This window comes from Salibaculum sp. (assembly GCF_035270045.1).
Taxonomy (GTDB): domain Bacteria; phylum Pseudomonadota; class Alphaproteobacteria; order Rhodobacterales; family Rhodobacteraceae; genus Salibaculum.
The window spans coordinates 38248-56169 of the sequence record NZ_DATFIP010000054.1; the positions used below are offsets into that span (position 1 = coordinate 38248).

Annotated in this window: 16 protein-coding genes and 1 riboswitch; of the genes, 11 read left to right on the forward strand and 5 right to left on the reverse strand. The window is 68.2% G+C overall.

The genetic code is table 11. The annotated features are described in order from the left end of the window. Nucleotides 1–165 precede the first annotated feature (165 nt). Entirely contained in the window at nucleotides 166–543 is a 378-nt protein-coding gene (locus VJ897_RS08735; RefSeq protein WP_324055157.1) for a phasin family protein, read from the reverse strand. Nucleotides 544–1013: 470 nt separating this feature from the next. On the opposite strand from VJ897_RS08735, the gene VJ897_RS08740 reads away from it, so the two are divergent. The 7 genes from VJ897_RS08740 to VJ897_RS08770 all read left to right on the forward strand — a co-directional run bounded on the left by VJ897_RS08740 (nucleotide 1014) and on the right by VJ897_RS08770 (nucleotide 10346). Next, nucleotides 1014–2144 (forward strand): metallophosphoesterase family protein, encoded by a 1131-nt coding sequence (locus tag VJ897_RS08740; RefSeq protein WP_324055159.1) that lies wholly within the window; start codon nucleotides 1014–1016, stop codon nucleotides 2142–2144. Further along, on the forward strand, nucleotides 2141–4747 hold the full coding sequence (locus VJ897_RS08745) for an AAA family ATPase (RefSeq protein WP_324055161.1): 2607 nt from the start codon (nucleotides 2141–2143) through the stop codon (nucleotides 4745–4747). Before VJ897_RS08740 ends, VJ897_RS08745 begins: the two co-directional genes overlap by 4 nt. Nucleotides 4748–5116: 369 nt before the next feature. Continuing rightward, nucleotides 5117–6451, forward strand: coding sequence for a vWA domain-containing protein (locus tag VJ897_RS08750; RefSeq protein WP_324055163.1), 1335 nt, complete (start codon nucleotides 5117–5119; stop codon nucleotides 6449–6451). Then, on the forward strand, nucleotides 6448–7059 hold the full coding sequence (locus VJ897_RS08755) for a hypothetical protein (RefSeq protein WP_324055165.1): 612 nt from the start codon (nucleotides 6448–6450) through the stop codon (nucleotides 7057–7059). Before VJ897_RS08750 ends, VJ897_RS08755 begins: the two co-directional genes overlap by 4 nt. 82 nt (nucleotides 7060–7141) lie before the next feature. Beyond that, complete coding sequence (locus tag VJ897_RS08760) at nucleotides 7142–8146, forward strand: TauD/TfdA dioxygenase family protein (RefSeq protein WP_324055167.1); 1005 nt, start codon at nucleotides 7142–7144, stop codon at nucleotides 8144–8146. Between the two features lie 480 nt (nucleotides 8147–8626). Further along, on the forward strand, nucleotides 8627–9145 hold the full coding sequence (locus tag VJ897_RS08765; protein WP_324055169.1) for a transglycosylase SLT domain-containing protein: 519 nt from the start codon (nucleotides 8627–8629) through the stop codon (nucleotides 9143–9145). Nucleotides 9146–9176: 31 nt separating this feature from the next. Beyond that, entirely contained in the window at nucleotides 9177–10346 is a 1170-nt protein-coding gene (locus tag VJ897_RS08770) for a cation:proton antiporter (protein ID WP_324055171.1), read from the forward strand. Nucleotides 10347–10384: 38 nt separating this feature from the next. Here VJ897_RS08770 and ndk read toward each other — a convergent pair whose 3' ends face one another. After that, nucleotides 10385–10807, reverse strand: coding sequence for a nucleoside-diphosphate kinase (gene ndk / locus VJ897_RS08775; protein ID WP_324055173.1), 423 nt, complete (start codon nucleotides 10805–10807; stop codon nucleotides 10385–10387). A 109-nt stretch (nucleotides 10808–10916) separates the two neighbouring features. On the opposite strand from ndk, the gene VJ897_RS08780 reads away from it, so the two are divergent. Then, entirely contained in the window at nucleotides 10917–12755 is a 1839-nt protein-coding gene (locus VJ897_RS08780; RefSeq protein WP_324055175.1) for an ABC-F family ATP-binding cassette domain-containing protein, read from the forward strand. 54 nt (nucleotides 12756–12809) lie between these two features. Here the strand turns inward: VJ897_RS08780 and VJ897_RS08785 are convergent, their stop codons facing one another. Next, nucleotides 12810–13112: a hypothetical protein gene (locus tag VJ897_RS08785; RefSeq protein ID WP_324055177.1), complete on the reverse strand. Its 303-nt coding sequence runs from the start codon at nucleotides 13110–13112 to the stop codon at nucleotides 12810–12812. A gap of 92 nt (nucleotides 13113–13204) precedes the next feature. Then, nucleotides 13205–13415, reverse strand: a riboswitch (cobalamin riboswitch). Nucleotides 13416–13494: 79 nt separating this feature from the next. Between VJ897_RS08785 and VJ897_RS08790 the strand changes: the two genes are divergently transcribed. The 3 genes from VJ897_RS08790 (at nucleotide 13495) to VJ897_RS08800 (ending at nucleotide 15607) form a co-directional block, all read left to right on the forward strand. After that, the gene (locus VJ897_RS08790) at nucleotides 13495–14121 is read left to right on the forward strand and encodes a MarC family protein (protein ID WP_324055179.1); all 627 of its coding nucleotides are present in this window, start codon (nucleotides 13495–13497) and stop codon (nucleotides 14119–14121) included. Between the two features lie 16 nt (nucleotides 14122–14137). Next, complete coding sequence (locus VJ897_RS08795; protein WP_324055181.1) at nucleotides 14138–14716, forward strand: retropepsin-like aspartic protease family protein; 579 nt, start codon at nucleotides 14138–14140, stop codon at nucleotides 14714–14716. A gap of 312 nt (nucleotides 14717–15028) precedes the next feature. Further along, complete coding sequence (locus tag VJ897_RS08800; RefSeq protein WP_324055183.1) at nucleotides 15029–15607, forward strand: hypothetical protein; 579 nt, start codon at nucleotides 15029–15031, stop codon at nucleotides 15605–15607. A gap of 219 nt (nucleotides 15608–15826) precedes the next feature. Here the strand turns inward: VJ897_RS08800 and VJ897_RS08805 are convergent, their stop codons facing one another. After that, nucleotides 15827–16291, reverse strand: a complete 465-nt coding sequence (locus VJ897_RS08805) for a DNA polymerase III subunit chi (protein ID WP_324055185.1) — start codon at nucleotides 16289–16291, stop codon at nucleotides 15827–15829. 4 nt (nucleotides 16292–16295) lie between these two features. Next, the gene (locus tag VJ897_RS08810) at nucleotides 16296–17762 is read right to left on the reverse strand and encodes a leucyl aminopeptidase (protein WP_324055187.1); all 1467 of its coding nucleotides are present in this window, start codon (nucleotides 17760–17762) and stop codon (nucleotides 16296–16298) included. Between the last annotated feature and the right edge of the window lie 160 nt (nucleotides 17763–17922).

A 17922-nucleotide genomic window follows, 5' to 3' on the forward strand; every position in this document is an offset into this window, starting at 1 on the left:
GGCCTGGGCATTTTCTCCGAAAACGCCTTCGAAGGCCGCCAGATGGTCATCAGGATCGGGCCGATGCCCCAGAAGGGCCGAGACACGCGCCCCGTCGCGCCGTCAATGAAAGGGGCCTCTCCACCTTGGAGAGGCCCCGCTTCATTACACCACACCTGTGTCGGTTCACCCCTTGCCCGAGTCGCTGCCGGTCCCGGCATTCTCGTCGACCTGAAACACCTTGCGGCTCAACTCGACCATCTTGCCGGTCTCCTTGGTGTAATCCTCAACCGCCGCCTGGAGAAACTCTGACTGGACCTTCTGGACGTCCTGCGGGGACTTCGCATGAAGCAACTGGTGCTGGAAACTCACGTCCTTCGACACCCGCTCGGAAATGAAATGCAGCCACTCGCTGCCCATGTCCGACATGGCCTCCATCCAGCCCGTGCCCATGGTGTTCATGGCACCAAGCCCCATGCTCTGCCACTGGGACATCATCTCCTGCATCTGCGCCATGGGGTCGTCGCCCCCCTGCGTCCTGGACTTGTCGGTCTTGTTGGTCATGGTACACCTCCTAAAGTCCAAGAATCGCACATTTGGCCTCATAGGTCACTGATTCCGATCAAACCGGTGCGAAAACCGGGGCCGCGCGACGACAAAGCGTGTTTCCGGATGAGCGCGAAGCAATGTTCTGGCGCAGCACATCAAACGCCGCACCCACCTCTGCAACGGGGCCACGGGAAAGACTGGAATGCAGGTTCCAAGCCAGAGAATGACAGGCTTCGTTTATACGATGTGTCTTGGTTTTTTGACAGGAAGCCCGAAACGGAACTTATCCTGTTGAGAAAAATCACCGGGTTTTCCGCCCTCCGGCACCTTTGGCAACCTGTTAAAGGGCGGTCATCCCGCCGTGACCAGCGTCCGGTTGGTGTCGGGCCGGACCCTGAACGAGCCCGGAGCACAAATCCCGTGGCGTGTCTCCACGTGTTGCATCACGATCCGGGACTCGGAATAAGCACCGCTGAGGAGCCGCAATGTCATTTCGTTTCATTCATTCCTCCGACCTTCATATCGGTCGGAAATACGCGAATATCCCCCAGCCGTCCGACGGCAATATCCGCGGCCGCCTGATGGAGGCGCGGCACGGCGCGATCGCCCGGCTGGCCGGGGCGGCGCGCGACCGGGGGGCGGGGCATGTCCTGCTGGCTGGCGACACCTTCGACACCGCCACCCCGTCGGCAACGGTCATCCGGCAGGCGCTCGCCGCGATGGCCGAAGCGCCCGACGTGACATGGTGGCTGTTGCCGGGCAACCACGACAACCTGAGGGATGCCGAACCCCTGTGGGAGGCGATCTGCCGCGATGCGCCGGGCAACGTCGTGGCCCTTCTGGAAGCCGCGCCGCATGATATTGACGAGGTGGCGACACTTCTGCCCTGCCCCATCGCCTTCCGCTCTGGTGCGAGTGATCCGTCCGAGCCGCTGGTGACCATGGCCAGCGACGAGGGCCGGATGCGGATCGGGCTGGCCCATGGCGGTGTGACCGACTTCACCGATAGCGGCGAGGCCATCGCCCCCGACCGCGACCGGAGCGCGCGGCTCGACTACCTCGCGCTGGGCGACTGGCACGGGCGGATGGCCGTGTCGGACCGGGTGCAGTATTCCGGCACGCCCGAGCAGGACCGCTTCAAGCATGGCCGCCGGGGCGTCTGCCTCTGCGTTGCACTCGAAGGCCCGGGCGCCACGCCAGAGGTGGAAGAGATCGAGACCGGCACCTTCCTCTGGCAAGAGGTCGAACTGCGCCTGCACCCAAGGCAGGATGCGGCCGCCACGCTGACTAACGCCCTGCCGCCATCGGGCCGGCGGGATATCCTGATGCGGGTAGCGGCCACCGGCTGGGCCGGGCTGCCCGACCGGGCCGAGCTCGAACGCGCCGCAACCGCCTGCGCGCCCGAGTTCGCCCATTTCGACCTCGTGACCGATGCGCTGGGCACGCAGTACGACTCCGCCGATCTCGACGAGATCGACCGGGGCGGCGCGCTGCGGCTGGCGGCCAACATGCTCAAGGAAGACGCCGAATCCGATGCCCTCTCGCAGGAGGATCGCGACGTCGCCGCCGACGCGCTCGCCCGTCTTTACGCCTATGTCAGGGAGGCCTCGGAATGAAGATCCGCTCCATCACCCTCGACAATGTCCGCCGCTTCACCGACCCGGTGCGCGTGGGCGAGATTGGCGACGGGCTGAACGTGCTTTCCGAGCCCAACGAGCAGGGCAAGTCGACTTTGTTCGACGCGATCCAGGCGTTGTTCTTCAAGCCCCACGGCTCCCGCGACAAGGAGGTCACGGCCCTACGCCCCCATGCCGGCGGCGCACCGCAGGTGACCATCGAGATCGACGCCGACGGCCGACGCTTCACCGTCATGAAACGGTGGCTGCAAAAGCCTGCCGCGACGGTCCACCGCGACGGCACGTTGATCGCGCAGGCCGACGCGGCAGAGGCCTGGATCGCGGATCTGCTGGGCGGCGATGCCGGCGGCCCCTCGGGCCTGATCTGGGTGCGGCAGGGCATGACCGACCTGACCGGCGGCTCGACGAAGGAACAGAAGGCTGCGCTCGACGCCCGGCGAGACCTCATGTCGTCGGTCGGCGAGGAGGTCGAGGCGATGACCGGCGGGCGGCGGATGGACAGCGCCCTCGCCCGCTGCCGCGAGGAACTGGCCGCCTACGCGACCAAGACCGGGCGGCCCTATGCCAACGGCCCGTGGAAGACAGCGCTGGACAGGGTAGACACTCTGACCGAACAGCGCGACGCCCTGGCCGCGACGGCGGACGACCTGCACGGCGCGCTGGCCGAACGCAAGCGGGCCCGCCGAGACCTGCGCGAGCTCGAAGACCCGGCGGCGGCCGAGGGCCGGCGGAAAAAGCTCGAGGCCGCCCGCGCGGCCCATGCGGCTGCCGAACGCCACGCCGAGGAGCTCGACGCCGAGGCGCGCAAACTCGACATGGCGCGGCTGACCGCCGAAAACGCCCGCGCCCGGCTCGATGGGTTCCGCGAGGCACTCAAGGAAGAAACCGATGCCACCAAGGCGGCAGCGGCGGCAGAAATGGCGGCCGGAGACAGGAAGACGGCGCTCGAGACCGCGCGCGCGGCAAAGGAAGCCGCCGAGCGCGATCTGGACACCGCGCAGAAGGCCCTTGAATCGGCCGAGACCGCCCGCACCCTCGCCCTGCGCGCCCGGGCCGCGCGCGACGGCGCCGACCGGCGACAGGAACTGGAGCACCGCATCGCCGAGGCCGAGAAGGCCCGCAGCGCGATGGAGACCGCCAAGGCGACCGCGCGCTCCGGCCCGGATGCAAAGACCCTGACCCGGATCGAACACCTCGCCGCCGCGCATGCCACGGCCATCGCCACGCGGGACGCAACGGCGACACAGGTCATCGCCCGGTATGAAGAAGGCAAGGCCGACGCAATCCGAACCGGCGACATGCCGCTGCCCGACGGCCAACCCGTCCCCCTGCCCCGCGCCACGCGGCTCAGCATCGCCGGCATCGGCGAGCTCGAGGTTCGCCCCGGCGACGCGGGCCATGACGACAGCACGGTCGAGGCCGCGGCCAACGCCCTGCGCAAGGCGCTCGACGCCATCGGCGCCGACGATCTCGACGCGGCCCGCGCCAGCGCCGCCGCCCGGGTTGAAGCGGAACGCGCGCATGGCGAGGCGAAGGCAGTCCTGAACAGTCTTGCCCCCGACGGCATCGACCCACTGCGCGAGGCGCTGGCAGAAATCCCGCAGGTGGAGTCCGACACCGACGCCACCGACCCGGAGGAGGCCGAAGCCGCACTGGAGGCGGCAAGCGCGGCCCACACGCAGGCTCGCGTTGCCCTCGATACAACGTCTGACCGCCTGTCCGACGCCCGCGAGGCCGCCACCCGCGCCGAAACCGCGCTCGCCTCTCTCAGGGACCGCCTGACCCGGGCCGAAGGTGCGTTGGCGAAGTACCGCGGGAGCACCGAAGAGGCGCTGGCCTCCGAGGCCGCGCAGGCGGGCGAAGCCCTCGCCGCCGCCGAGAAAATCCATGCCGAAAAGGCAAGCCATGCCCCCGACCTCGCCGGCACCGAGGCCGCGCTGAACCGGGCCGCCTCGGTCGATCAAGGCGCGCGCGACGAGATCGCCCGCCTGAAACCGCTCCTCGCCCGGCTCGACGAACGTATCACCCGGTCCTCCGGCGACGCGGTCGAGGAACGGCTGGCCGAAACCGAAGAGGCGCTCAGCGCGGCCAAGGCCACCCTCGCCCGGATCGAGCACGAGGTGGCGGTACTACAGCGGCTGGAAAAGGCGCTTGAGGCCGCCCGCACCGAGGCGCGCGAGCGCTACTTCACTCCGATCGCGCGGGAATTGAAGCCGCTTCTGCACCTGCTCTGGCCCGAGGCCGAACTGACCTGGGGCGAGGAATCGCTGCTGCCCGACGCGCTGATCCGCGATGGCCAGGAAGAACCGATCGACATCCTGTCGGGCGGCACGCAGGAGCAGGTGGCGCTGCTGGTGCGGCTGGCCTTCGCCCGGATGCTGGCCACCGCCGGACGGGTTGCGCCAGTGATCCTCGACGACGCGCTGGTCTTCACTGATGACGACCGGATCGAGCGCATGTTCGACGCCCTTCATCGGCAGGCGGGCGATCTGCAGATCATCGTCCTGACCTGCCGCCAGCGTGCCTTCCGCGATCTGGGCGGCAAGGGACTGCGTCTGGCATCGGCGGACCCTGCGACCTGACCGGCGCGGCGCGGTTCGCGGTGTTTTGGCCGCCCTTGCGACCTGTGTCCGCCGGTCCTGCTGCCATCGCCCGGCGACACCCGGCAGTTTTCCGGGCGATTGCGGAGTTGGGAGTGCAGAGGGCACGGTCGCACGCCATGTAACGTCCCCGCGCGCGCCCTCTATCGGGTTGCAACCGCATCGGTCCGTGAATGACCGGGCACGCCGGGTTGATCCATGCAGGGGTGTTGCGACAAGCTGATCGTGATTCGATCCTCCGGGGGCGTGCCCCCATCGCGCGGTCGCGCCGCCGCTGCCACCATTGCGGTGCCGTGGTGGCCACTGGCAGGTGGACGTCGCGCCCCCGGCATCAACCCCGGGAGTCCCGCCGTGAAACCGATCACAGATCTCGCCCGCCTGGCCGCCATCCTTGTCGTCACCTTGGCCGCAGCCCCTGCCCTGTCGCAGGACACTGCGGCGTCGCGCACAATGTTGATCCTCGACGGGTCGGGCAGCATGTGGGGCCAGATCGACGGGCGCGCCAAGATCGAGATCGCCCGCGACTCGATCGACCGGATGCTGGCCGACTGGCCCGAGGACACCGCCCTGGGACTGATGGCCTATGGCCACCGGCGCGAGGGCGACTGCCAGGACATCGAGGTGCTGGCCGACCCGGCCCCGCTGGACCGGGCCGGGCTGGGCGCCTTGATGGAAGGCATCAGCCCCCGCGGCAAGACCCCCATCGGTGCCGCGGTGCGCGCCGCGCGTGACAGCCTTGGCGCGGGGGGCGCGGCGTCCTCGGTCGTTGTGGTCACCGACGGGCTGGAAAACTGCGGCGCTGATCTCTGCGCGCTGGGCGCGGAGTTGGCGCAAGCGGGCACACCACTGACCGCCCACGTGGTGGGCTTCGACGTGGCCGACCCGGATGGACAATTGGCCTGCCTGGCCGAGCGCACCGGCGGCCGTTACATGGCCGCCGCAAATGCCGAAAGCCTGACGGACGCCCTTCAGGAAGTCAGCCAGCCGGCCCCCGCGCCAGCCGGACCGATCTTCGAGGATGACTTCGACCGGGCCGAACTGGGTGCGGACTGGGCCGTTCAGCAGCCCGATCCGAACGGCTTTGTCCTCGAGGACGGCGCGCTCATGACCATGACCGTCGCTGACGGCTACCTCGGCAAGCCCGACCAGCCCAATGTCTTTTCCTGGACGGCCGCCGAATTGCCCGAAGGCGACTGGGAGATCGCCGCCGCGTTCACGGCCCGCATGGGGCAGGTGAAGTCCCTCGGCGGACGCCGCGCCATCCTGCAGGTCGGGCGCTATGCCGACCCGGACAATTACGTGGTTGCCGAAGTCTACCGCCAGGGCAACTCGAACGACGACATGTGGCTCAAGCTGCTGGCCGTCACCGGTGGCGAAGAAACCAGCGACGCGCTGGAGATCGCCAGCGATTCCTGCTGTCCGCGCGATTACGACCTTGGCCGCATCCTGTCCGACTTCGAGGACAAGGGCGCGACGCTCAGCCTGGTCAAGACGGGTCGGGATTACCGCGCGCGGCTGGACATGAACGGCTGGTCCATGCGGCCGGACGGCCCCGGGATGCTGGAGACCCAACCTGTCACCCTGCTGCGCACGCAGGGGCCGCCTGCCATCTTCGCCGGCACTCTGGGCCCCGAGCAGACATTGGCCCTGTTCGACCGCGTGGTGGTGCGGAGGCCCGCGCAATGATACGGGCGCTGGCCTTTCTTGCGCTGGTCCTGCCGGTTCAGGCCGGGGCGCAGGAGGTCCGCAGCCTCTATACCACGCATGACTGGCAGACCGATTGCACGGCCCCGGACACCGACCGCCCGGCGGACGAGGCCGGCATGGGCGGGCGGCTGGTCTGTCCCGGGCCGGCGGGGCTTTCCCTCATGCTGGCCGAGGGTGACGCGCGCGTCTCGATGGATTACGGCAGCACCCGCCGCTTCGGCCCGTGGGAAAGTTTCACCAGTTTCAACAGCGTGCACGAGACCGTGGAATGGCGGCAGCATGGCACGGGAGGGGCGGCACGGATCGTGGCCACCATCCATCGCTGGTTCGTCGGCCCGGACCCCGACCCGCGTGAGATCCTGGTCATCAGCAGCGTCGCGCGAGGCGCGGGGGACGAAAGCTGCATGGTGGGCATCGTTGACGCCAGCCCAACCGCGGGGGCCAATGCGCTTGCCCGGGCCGTGGCCGATGCCCGTGCCCATGGTTTCCGCTGCGGCGAGGACCGCGTCCGGGCCTACGGCGACGTCGGGCTGGATACACCGCTGCCGCGTCGCGCCGCCCCGTTACCCGCAGATCGGGACCACTGACCAGGCGAAGCGGCCCGGAGCCCCCCTTTCACGCCCGTGGGCCGCAACCTAGGTAGGAAGAATATTGAAAGGAGGTGCGCCCATGATCCTGCCGCACACGATCGACCCCGAGCGCCAAGCCCTGATCGCGACCGCCGGGGCAGAGATCCGCCCCCTCGACCCCATCGGCGCCGAGGTTCACGGTATCGACCTGTCCGCCGAGCAGACCCCGTCCCGCGACGTGCTGGATGCCCTCGAACAGGAAATGGCCGTGCGCGGTTTTCTCGTCTTCAAGAACGACCAGCCCGTCGATCCCGAGGCTTTTCTGCGCGCCTCGTGTTGGTTCGGCGGGCGCGAGCTGCACAGCACCCATGGCGTTCACCCCGCCACGCCGGGTGGCAATCCGCATATCTTCCGCCTGTCCAATGATCGCCGCCACGGTATTCCAGGGGTCGGGCCGCAATGGCACAACGACGGCAGCTTCCTGCCCGCGACCTTTTCGCATTCGGGCTATCACATCGTGCGGCCGGCCGAGAAAGGCGGCGGCACATGGTTCGCCCACCAGGGGCTGGCCCATGACGCCCTGCCGCAAGAGACGCAGGACCACTGGTCGCGGCTGGCCTCGGTAAATTCAGCCTCGGGCGTGGTCCATCCGCTTGTCCATCGTCACCCGGTCTCGGGACAGGCCTGCATCTGGTTGCACCTGGGCATGACCGGCGCGGTGGTCGAAGTCCTGCCCGGTGCCGGCGGGGCGCGCCTGCTCGATGCCGATGCTCTCAAGACGCTGTGCCATACCTACAACGACATCCTGAACGCAGGCCTTCAGGGCGGCTATGCCACGGCCTATGAATACCGCGAGAACGATTGCGTCTTCATCGACAACCTGGCCGTGGCCCATCGCGCAGCCCCCGAGGCGCACATGCCCGCCGAGGACCAGGGCCTGCGGATCATGCACCGCAGCACCGTGCGTGGCACACGAGACCTTGTGCCCGACAACGGCCTGCCCGCGGCGTTGGACATCGACGGCCCCAGCCCCTTCGGCGACGGGGTCTGGCAGGGCGGCGGCGTGGGGTTCCGCTGGGAAGAAGGCATCCCCATGCGCAACTGACCGGCCATCGCCCGGCGGGTCCGCACAATCGCCCCGGAATTGCCACATTTCCGCCCCGCTCTGGTCGCCCTTGCCTGCTGACGTCGGAGGATGGCCCGTCAAGAGGCCATCCGACAACGTCGGCGAGGCAGACCAGGACAAACAGAGCAGGTGACCGTCATGGCACATGATAGCGCGACGAACAGCGCAAACGGGCCCACACCACCGCCCGCGACCCGCCAGCCCACGAACGCGGGCACGCGGCGACGCCCCGGACCGCCGAAACCGGTGCTGTTCCGGGACTTCGCCAGCATCTGAGGGCCGTCCGACCCAATTGCGTGCCCTGTCCTCCTTTCAGGGCGCGCAGCAGACCCGCGGATCGGCGGCCCGGCGCGCGGCCCTCTCCCACCGCGCCACCCGGCCCCGGTCCGCGGTTTTCATCCAGATCGCTCCGATCACCCCGGCGTGCTCTCGCCGATCCCCGAATGCGGGACTATGCAGATGATCTTTCCGGGGCTATTCCTGTCGGCCATGCGACTGATCCCGGCCCTGCTTCTTCTTGCCATCCTGCCCGCCTGTGGCGGCAGCCCGACGCCGGAGGTCCGCAAGGCGGAACAGCGGGCGCTTTATCCCGGAGAGACGCCCGAAATGCGGGCGCTGGTCGAGGAATACGCCGACATCCATGACATCCCCGAGCCGCTGTTGCACCGTGTCATTCAGCGCGAAAGCGACTATCGCCCCGGCGCGCGGAACGGGCCTTACTGGGGGTTGATGCAGATCCTGCCCGAAACCGCCGCGCAGATGGGCCATTCCGGTCCGCCCGGGACGCTCCTCGACGCCGAAACGAACCTGACCTACGCGGGCCGCTACCTGCGGGGGGCCTGGCTGGTGGCCGATGGCGACATCGACGCCGCGGTGATGTGGTACGCGCGCGGCTACTACTACGAAGCCCGCGACCGCTGCCTGCTGGTCGAAACCGGATTGCGCGACCGAGAGTTCGCGCGCCACTGCCGCGCTTGAAGCGCGGGCCGCCGCGGCCTAACGTGGCGCCATGACACCGGAAATCGTGATCCTTGCCATCGGCCTGCTGTTCCTTGCCGGGCTGGCGTTGGACGCTGTCGGGCATGTTGTCCATGTCCCCCGCGTGACGCTGCTGATCCTGATGGGGGTCATCGTGGGCCCGCCGGGGCTGGACTGGCTGCCCATCGACATCCATTCCGCCCACGAAGTGCTGGCACCGACGGCGCTGACCATGGTCGCCTTCCTGATGGGTGGCAGCCTTGATCGGGGCACCCTGGCCGCCCAGGGCCGCGCCATCCTGGTCATGTCGCTGGCCCTGGTAGCGGGCACGGCGTTGGTGGTCGGGCTGGGCCTCTGGGCGCTGGGCACATCGCTGGTGGCCGCACTTTTGCTGGCGGGAATCGCCACCGCGACCGCCCCGGCAGCAACGCTGGACGTGATCCGCGAGGCCGACGCCCAGACTACTCCCTTCGGCAAACTCCTGATCGGCATCGTGGCCATCGACGACGCCTGGGGCCTGCTGGCCTTCTCGCTCCTGCTCACCCTGGCTGCGACGGTCGGCGGAAACGGCGACGCCGCTGTGCTCGCCGATGCGGGCTACGAGATCGGCGGGGCCGTCATGCTTGGCCTTGCGCTCGGACTGCCCGCCGCCGCCCTGACCGGGCGGGTCAAACCGGGCGAGCCCACCCTGATCGAGGCACTGGGACTTGTCCTGGTCATCGCGGGGCTGGCACTCTGGCTTGACGTGTCATTCCTGATCGCGGGGATGACCGCCGGTGCGCTGGTCACGAACCTGGCCCGCCACCACGACCGCCCTTTCCACGAGATCGAGCGTATCGAGTGGCCCTTCCTGCTGCTGTTCTTCGTCATGGCCGGGGCCTCGCTGGACATCGGCGCGCTGGTGGCGGCGGGCTGGGCCGGGGCAGCCTACATGGGGCTGCGCCTGATGGGGCGTCTCCTGGGCGGGACGATCGGCGGGCCGATGGCCGGGATGACGCCGGCCCACGGGGCCCGCACCGCCGCCGCCCTGCTACCGCAGGCCGGCGTTGCGGTCGGCATGGCGCTGGTGGCGGCCGAACGGTTCCCGCAGGCGGGCGCGACCGTTCTTGCCGTCACCGTCGCCTCGACCGTGATATTCGAGGTGATCGGCCCGCCCCTGACCCAATGGGCGCTGGCAAAGGAAAACCGCCCGGACGGCTAGGTCCGGGCGGCATCGAAGTCATGGAATTCCGGTCCGACTCAGCCCACCAGTTCGAGGCCCGAAAAGAAGAATGCGATCTCTTCGGCGGCGGTGTCCGGCGCGTCGGACCCGTGAACCGAATTCTCGCCGACCGACTGGGCGAACTCGGCGCGGATCGTGCCGGCCGCTGCATCCGCCGGGTTGGTCGCGCCCATGACTTCGCGGTTCCTTGCAATGGCGCCCTCGCCTTCAAGGACCTGCACGACGACCGGGGCCGACGCCATGAAGCCGGTCAGTTCGTCGAAAAAGGGGCGCTCGGCGTGGACAGCGTAGAACTGCTCGGCCTGGGCCTTGGTCAGCTGGATGCGCTTCTGGGCGACGATGCGCAGGCCGGCGTCCTCGAACTTGGCATTGATCTTGCCGGTCAGGTTGCGGGCGGTGGCGTCGGGCTTGATGATCGACAGGGTGCGTTCGGTGGCCATGGGTCATTCCTCGATGGTCGGGTTGAATATCGCCGCGCCGATAGCATGGGGGGGTCGGCTTGAAAAGGTGCGATTGACGCGGCTGCCGCCCTCTGGCACCTCCTGCGGCATGCTGCGAATTTCAGACATTTCCTACTCGGTCGAGGGCCGCCCCCTGATCGAGAACGCCAGCGCCGTCATTCCCACCGGCCACAAGGTGGGCGTGGTGGGGCGCAACGGCACCGGCAAGACCACGCTGTTCCGCCTGATCCGGGGTGAACTGACGCTTGAGGGCGGCACGATCGACCTGCCCAGGGGCGCCCGCATCGGCGGTGTCAGCCAGGAGGTGCCGGGCTCGGACACCTCGCTTCTGGACACGGTGCTGGCGGCCGATACCGAGCGCCTGGCCCTGATGGCCGAGGACACCGAGGACCCCGCCCGCATCGCCGAAATCCAGACCAGGCTGACGGATATCGACGCCTGGTCGGCCGAGGCGCGGGCCAGCGCGATCCTGAAGGGGCTGGGCTTTACCGATACCGAGCAGCGCATGCCCTGTTCGGCCTTTTCGGGCGGCTGGCGGATGCGCGTGGCGCTTGCCGCTGTCCTGTTCTCTGCCCCTGACCTGCTTTTGCTGGACGAGCCGACCAACTACCTCGACCTCGAAGGTGCGCTCTGGCTGGAAAGCTACCTGTCGCGTTACCCCCACACGGTGCTTGTGGTCAGCCATGACCGTGGTCTGCTGAACCGGGCCGTGGGCGGCATCCTGCACCTCGAAGACCGCAAGCTCACCTATTACGCCACGCCCTACGACCGTTTCGCCGAACAGCGCGCCGCGCGGCTGGCCGTCGCCGAAGCACAGAACCGCAAGGCGCAGGACCGGGTCGCCCACCTGCAGAGCTTCGTCGACCGGTTCCGGGCCAAGGCCTCCAAGGCGAAACAGGCCCAATCGCGGCTTAAGATGATCGAGCGGATCAGCCTGATCTCGACCCCGCAAGAGGCTGCCCTGCGCGCCTTCAGCTTTCCCGAACCAGAGGAGCTCTCACCGCCGATCATCGCGACCGACGGGGTCGCCGTGGGCTATGGCGAAACCACGGTTCTGGACCGGCTGTCGCTGCGCATAGACCAGGACGACCGGATCGCGCTTCTGGGCCGAAACGGCGAGGGTAAATCGACGCTTTCCAAGCTCTTGGCCGGAAAACTTCACCCTCAGAAGGGGACGTTCACCGCCCACAATAAACTGCGCGTGGGCTACTTCGCCCAGCACCAGCTGGAGGAACTGCGCCCCGAGGACACGCCGCTGGATCACGTGCGCCGCGAACGTCCCGACGAGGCCCCGGGCCGCCTGCGGGCGCGGCTGGCGGGCTTCGGACTGACCGCAGACCAGGCCGAGCTTCCCGCGGCCAAGCTGTCGGGGGGGCAAAAGGCGCGGCTGTCGCTTCTGCTTGCCACGATCGACGCGCCGCATCTGTTGATCCTGGACGAGCCGACCAACCACCTTGACATCGAAAGCCGCGAGGCCCTGGTCGAGGCGCTGACGGCCTACTCCGGCGCGGTGGTGCTGGTCAGCCACGACATGCACCTGCTCAGCCTGGTGGCCGACAGGCTCTGGCTGGTCAAGAACGGCCGCGTGACGGGCTTCGACGAGGACCTCGAGGCCTATCGCAAGCTGTTGATCTCGGGCGACAAGCCGGCGAAGCCTGCAAAACCCAAGGCCCCCCGTCCCTCGCGCGACCGCATCATGGAACTGCGCGCCGAGGTGCGAAAATGCGAGGCCCGCGTCGCCAAGATCGAGGAGATGCGCGGGAAACTGGCCGGAAAGCTGGCCGATCCCGCGCTCTACGAGGACGGCAAGGCGGGTGAGCTGGAAACATGGAACCGCAAGTATGCCGAGGTGATGGAGGGGCTGGAGCGTGCCGAGACCCTCTGGTTGGCCGCGCAACAGAAACTGGACTCCGCCGAGGCCGGTTGACCGCCTCTGACCGGGGTGCTGCCGACGGCGGGGAACGCCGCTTGGGAATGCCCGCTAAAGCATCGCCCGCCGCCCGCGCGTGCCGCCACGTCGGCCCGGCCGTGGGGGGATCAGCGTCAGCGGCTCCAGCGGACGGTTGAGGCTGTTCTCCAGCAGCCGGCAGAACTCGGCCACCGACGGTTCGTCGTCCCGAAGGGGGGCCGCGGCCCCCAGCGCACGGACGACGGCTTCGGGGTAGTTCGCCGTGCCGGGCAGCGCGCCCAGCCATTCGACGTAGCCCATGTGGGCAAGTTGCCGGGCCCGTGCGTCCGAGCAGCCCGGCACCCGCATGGCATTCAGGATATCGTTCAGGATCATCGCGCCCTCCGCGCTTTGCGGCGGAGGCTGGCGCGGCACTGGTCAGACGGGACCTTCTGTCATCGCAGACGCCTTGCCAGGGCACCCCGCCCGGGTTGACAGTCACGACGGCAGGTCTCCTGGCTCGCGGGTCGGGGCGGTCACCGGACCTTCCCGGGGGCATCGTCCCCAGTGGTCAGTTTCGGCGCCGCTCGCCGCTTACAGTTGCGGGGGCAGCCGCGGAATTGCCCGGATCGGGCGCACCACGTTCCCTTTTCACCCAACGGTGTGTGACCGCCGGGAACCGTCTTCCGACGGGTAGGCCAGCGTGCATGCCGCTGTCAATGCTTGGGCGGGTCGCGGGGGCTGGTCACGCGGGTCGCGCCCGCCTAGGGTCGCGGGCATGATCGACCTGGCCTTCCTCGTCACCGCCTTCGCCGCGCTTTTCGTGGTGATCGACCCGATCGGGCTGACCCCGATCTTCGTCGCCCTGACCCGGGGCATGACCGCAACAAGGCGCCGGGCGCTCGCGGTGCGGGCCTGTGTCATCAGTTTCGCGATCCTGCTGGTCTTCGCGCTCTTCGGCGAAGCCGTGCTCGGGTTCATCGGCATCTCGATGCCCGCCTTTCGCGTCGCGGGCGGAATCCTGCTGTTCCTGACCGCTCTGGACATGCTGTTCGAACGCCGCCAGAAGCGCCGCCGCGATCAGGCCGACGAGGACGAGGAAGACGACGACGACCCGTCGGTCTTCCCCCTTGCCATCCCGCTGATCGCGGGACCGGGGGCCATTGCCACCATCATCCTGCTGGTGGGCCGGGGCGAGGGGCTGGTCGGCTTTGCTGCCATCATGGGCGTGCTGCTGGCGGTGCTGGCATTGGTGCTGATCATGTTCCTGGGCGCGGGCCTGCTGGAGCGGCTGCTGGGCAAGGTCGGCATCAACGTCGTCACGCGACTGCTGGGGATGCTGCTGGCCGCGCTTTCGGTGCAATTCGTCCTCGACGGTCTGAGGTCTTTCGGTCTGGGCGGATAAACCCTATCTGTTGCCAATGACCGGAGACCAGATCGCATCATTCGTGTTTCTCTCGATACTGGGGGTGGCCATCCTTGGGTCCTACCTGGCGCACAGCCGGTTGCGTGGCTCCCAGATGGCCCAGCAGGCGATGATCTGGGTCCTGATCTTCGTGGGCGCCATCGCCGCCGCGGGGCTGTGGCAGGACATGAAGGGCGATCTGACCCTGACCCAGGCGACCATTTCCGAAAATGTGGTCGAGGTCCCGCGCGGCCGCGACGGGCATTTTCACCTGGATTTGCAGGTCAACGGCGTCACCGTTCCCTTCCTGGTGGATACCGGGGCCACGCAGGTGGTGCTGACACGCCAGGACGCCGCCCGCGTGGGGCTGGACCCGGCGGATCTGAACTTCATCGGCACCGCCCGGACGGCCAACGGCGAGGTGCGCATCGCGCCCGTGGTGCTGGACCGCGTCGCCCTCGGACCGGTCGAGGACCGCAACCTGCGCGCCTCGGTCAACGGCGGGCAGATGGACCGTTCGCTGCTGGGCATGACCTACCTGAACCGGTTCGAGCGGATCGAGATAGCGGACAACCGGCTGATCCTGACGCGATAGGGCGGCGAGGCGCGGTCTTCCATGCGCGGTCACCACTCCATGCGCGGCCTTGGGCACATGCCGCGCACGCAGACGGCAAGGACCGCTCTCAGCCCGAAGCGGCCATGGCGCGGGGCGGCGGGGCTGGTCAGGGCAGACCGCCCATCTCGGAAAACTCCCGGCCGGTTCTCCAGGGCGAACGCCAGCGGGCCAAGCTGACGGGTCGCAGCTATCATCGGATCGCCGTGCCGTCCTTGACCCGTGTCAATGCATTGCATGTGGTGGATGTCTACCAATGTCGTGACATGGCCAGATCGGACTCGGGAGGCACGCATGGTTGAACCGGAAAATGAACAGCACAAGACCATGGTGATCGACACCCCCGAGGCCGTCGGCGTGTTCGACACGTTCGAGGACCTGCAACAAGCGTTCTATGATCTGCGAATGGTCGGAATTCACCATTCCAACATCAGCCTTTTGGCCAATGAGAGTGTCTTGAAGGAAAAGCTTGGCAAGGCGTATTGGCGCGCCTCCGATCTGGAAGACGATCCGCATGCGCCGCGCGCGCATTTTGTATCCGAAGAAGCCATCGGTGAACTGGAAGGCGCGATCGCTGGAGGGTTCTTCTTTGTCGGGTCATATATCGCCATGGCTGCAATGCTCACGCCGGCAAGCACGCTTGCGGCCTCCATTGCTGCCATTGCCATCGGCGGCAGCCCCTCTGCCGTGATCGGCACATTGCTGGCGCGCCGGGTGGGCAAGCATCACAAGGACTATTACGCAAATCAGATCGAACACGGCGGCATTCTTCTTTGGGTCCGTGTTGATAACAAGGAACGCGAGGAACTGGCCGTCAAGATCATGAAGGGCCACTCCGGGCGCGATGTTCACGTCCATTCATGGAGCAAATGAAATTTTCCGCGACGATCGAACGTGGGAATAAAATGCGGCCAGGATGCTCGCTTGGTACAGGATTTCGGTTGTCCTGAGACGCCGCAGCATCGCTCGGCAAGGGCGCGAACCGGTTTTTTCGCCGCACTCAACGCGAATGACCGCTGTCAGGAAACCCGCAACCCATTCAGAGTTCCCTCCCCGCGCGGCCCTTTCGTCCGTGCGCCGGGCCGCGCGGGATCAGCCGCCCGCCTCGGCCTTCTTTTCCCATCGCCCGCTTTCCTGCGACCAGTATTGCGCCGCGCAGCCCGCCTGCGTCAGGGCCTTCCACTGGCCGCGGGCCACCTGCACCGCCGTGCCGTCATGGCCGTCGAAGATCACGCAGGCCCGCTCCATGGCCAGAACTTCCCCGGGGGTCACATCGGCGCCGTCCACGGACATGATGCAGGTGGGGGCGTTGCCCGCGTCCGGCCCCGTCGTCAGCAGGATCGGCTGGTCCGCGTCGTGCGGCCCGCCGGACAGCCCGTGCGGCAGGAACCCCTCCTCGGGGCCAAGCCAGAGCGCGGCGTCCAGCTCCGCCATGCGCGCGGCATCCTTGCCCCGCACCTCGATGCGCCAGCCCGCCCCGCGCGCCTTGTCCAGAAGCATCGGCAGGACCCGTTCGAGCGGTTGCGTGGTCAGGTGGTAGAAGTAGGCCGCGCCCATTCCGCTACCCCTCGTAGCGGTCCGCGACAAGGCGGTTGAGCGCCAGCACGCCCCAGCCCGTGGCCCCTTGTGGCGCCAGCGCCGTATCCTTGGTCTGTACGGTCACGCCCGCGATATCGAGGTGGCACCAGGGCACCCCCTCCTGCACGAAACGGCCCAGGAATTGCGCAGCGGTGATCGACCCCGCGGGGCGGCCGCCCACGTGCTTCATGTCGGCAATCCGGCTCTTGAGCTGTTCGTCATAGGCCGCGCCCATGGGCAGGCGCCAGGCGCCCTCGCCCTCGGCCCCCGCTGCCTTGAGAAAGGCCCCCGCGAGCGCGTCGTCATTGCTGAAGACGCCCGCGTTCTCGTGCCCCAAGGCGATCACCATGGCGCCTGTCAGGGTGGCCAGGTCGATCAGGCCCGCGGGCTTGAACCGCTCTTGCGCGTACCAGAGCACATCGGCAAGCACCATGCGCCCCTCGGCGTCGGTATTGATGATCTCGACGGTGTCGCCCTTCATCGTCTTGACCACGTCGCCGGGGCGCGTGGCCGTGCCCGAGGGCATGTTCTCGACCAGCCCGACAAGGCCCACGACATTGGCCTTGGCCCCGCGCAGGGCCAGCGCGCGCATGACACCGGAAACGACGCCCGCGCCGCCCATGTCCATGGTCATGTCCTCCATGCCCGCGGCCGGTTTCAGGCTGATCCCGCCAGTGTCGAAGACCACGCCCTTCCCCACCAGCGCGAGCGGCGCCTGGTCGCCGCCGCCCCGCCACTGCATGACGACCACCTTGGAGGGACTGGCGCTGCCCTGCCCCACGGAGAGCAGCGCACCCATTCCGAGGTTTTCCAGATCGGACTCTTCGAGGATCTCGACCTCGAGCCCGAGGTCGTGCATCGCCGCCAGCCGCGCGGCGAAATCGTCGGTGGTCAGCACATTGGCCGGTTCATTGACAAGATCACGGGTAAAGAAGACTCCCTCGGCCACGGCGGCCATGGGCGCGGCCTCCTGCGCGAGGTCCTCGGGCCTGGAAGCCATGATGTCCACCGGGCCCGGCGCCGTGGCGGGGTCGGTCTTGTGGGCCTCGAATCCGTAACCGCGCAGCGCCAGGCCAAGCGACAGGTCGGCCCCCCGCCCGGTGCTGCCCAGCAGGACAAGCAGGTCACCCTTGCCGCGGACCTTGGCCAGCTCCGCGCCCGCGCGGCGCGCCTCTTCGATGCCGGGACGGCGCGGCAACTTGACCACCAGCACCGCCTCGGCGGCCAGCCCGGCAGGCCAGTCCAGCGTCATCACATCGCCGGCGGCGGCCTTCTCGAAACGGTCGCTGCCGACGAGCCGCGCCACTGCCTTCTTGGTCAGGCTGTTCACCCGGCGCGCGCCCTGGTCGAGCTTGCCATCGGGCGTGACCACCACCGCGATACGGCCCGCGCGCTCGGCAAGTCCCTCCAGGTCGGTCTCGTGAAAGCGGATTTCGGCGGGTCGGGACATGGGGCGCTCCTTGCTGTCATGTGTTCTGCCGTCTGGCTGTCGGGCAAGAGGTAGCCTGCCCCTCGCCCGATGGCCAGAGAGCACTTGGGTTGCCCCGCAAACTGGGATACCTTCCATCCACTGCCAAGGGCCCGCGGGGCCAGCACGACACGGGGGAAGA

Coding starts and splice junctions, on each gene's coding strand:
- VJ897_RS08805 (WP_324055185.1), bottom strand. CDS start 16,291: ATGGGCGCGGCCTACTTCTACCACCTGACCACGCAACCGCTCGAACGG.
- VJ897_RS08745 (WP_324055161.1), top strand. CDS start 2,141: ATGAAGATCCGCTCCATCACCCTCGACAATGTCCGCCGCTTCACCGAC.
- VJ897_RS08795 (WP_324055181.1), top strand. CDS start 14,138: ATGACCGGAGACCAGATCGCATCATTCGTGTTTCTCTCGATACTGGGG.
- VJ897_RS08765 (WP_324055169.1), top strand. CDS start 8,627: ATGATCTTTCCGGGGCTATTCCTGTCGGCCATGCGACTGATCCCGGCC.
- VJ897_RS08735 (WP_324055157.1), bottom strand. CDS start 543: ATGACCAACAAGACCGACAAGTCCAGGACGCAGGGGGGCGACGACCCC.
- VJ897_RS08770 (WP_324055171.1), top strand. CDS start 9,177: ATGACACCGGAAATCGTGATCCTTGCCATCGGCCTGCTGTTCCTTGCC.
- VJ897_RS08780 (WP_324055175.1), top strand. CDS start 10,917: ATGCTGCGAATTTCAGACATTTCCTACTCGGTCGAGGGCCGCCCCCTG.
- VJ897_RS08800 (WP_324055183.1), top strand. CDS start 15,029: ATGGTTGAACCGGAAAATGAACAGCACAAGACCATGGTGATCGACACC.
- VJ897_RS08790 (WP_324055179.1), top strand. CDS start 13,495: ATGATCGACCTGGCCTTCCTCGTCACCGCCTTCGCCGCGCTTTTCGTG.
- VJ897_RS08785 (WP_324055177.1), bottom strand. CDS start 13,112: ATGATCCTGAACGATATCCTGAATGCCATGCGGGTGCCGGGCTGCTCG.
- VJ897_RS08760 (WP_324055167.1), top strand. CDS start 7,142: ATGATCCTGCCGCACACGATCGACCCCGAGCGCCAAGCCCTGATCGCG.
- VJ897_RS08810 (WP_324055187.1), bottom strand. CDS start 17,762: ATGTCCCGACCCGCCGAAATCCGCTTTCACGAGACCGACCTGGAGGGA.
- VJ897_RS08755 (WP_324055165.1), top strand. CDS start 6,448: ATGATACGGGCGCTGGCCTTTCTTGCGCTGGTCCTGCCGGTTCAGGCC.
- ndk (WP_324055173.1), bottom strand. CDS start 10,807: ATGGCCACCGAACGCACCCTGTCGATCATCAAGCCCGACGCCACCGCC.
- VJ897_RS08740 (WP_324055159.1), top strand. CDS start 1,014: ATGTCATTTCGTTTCATTCATTCCTCCGACCTTCATATCGGTCGGAAA.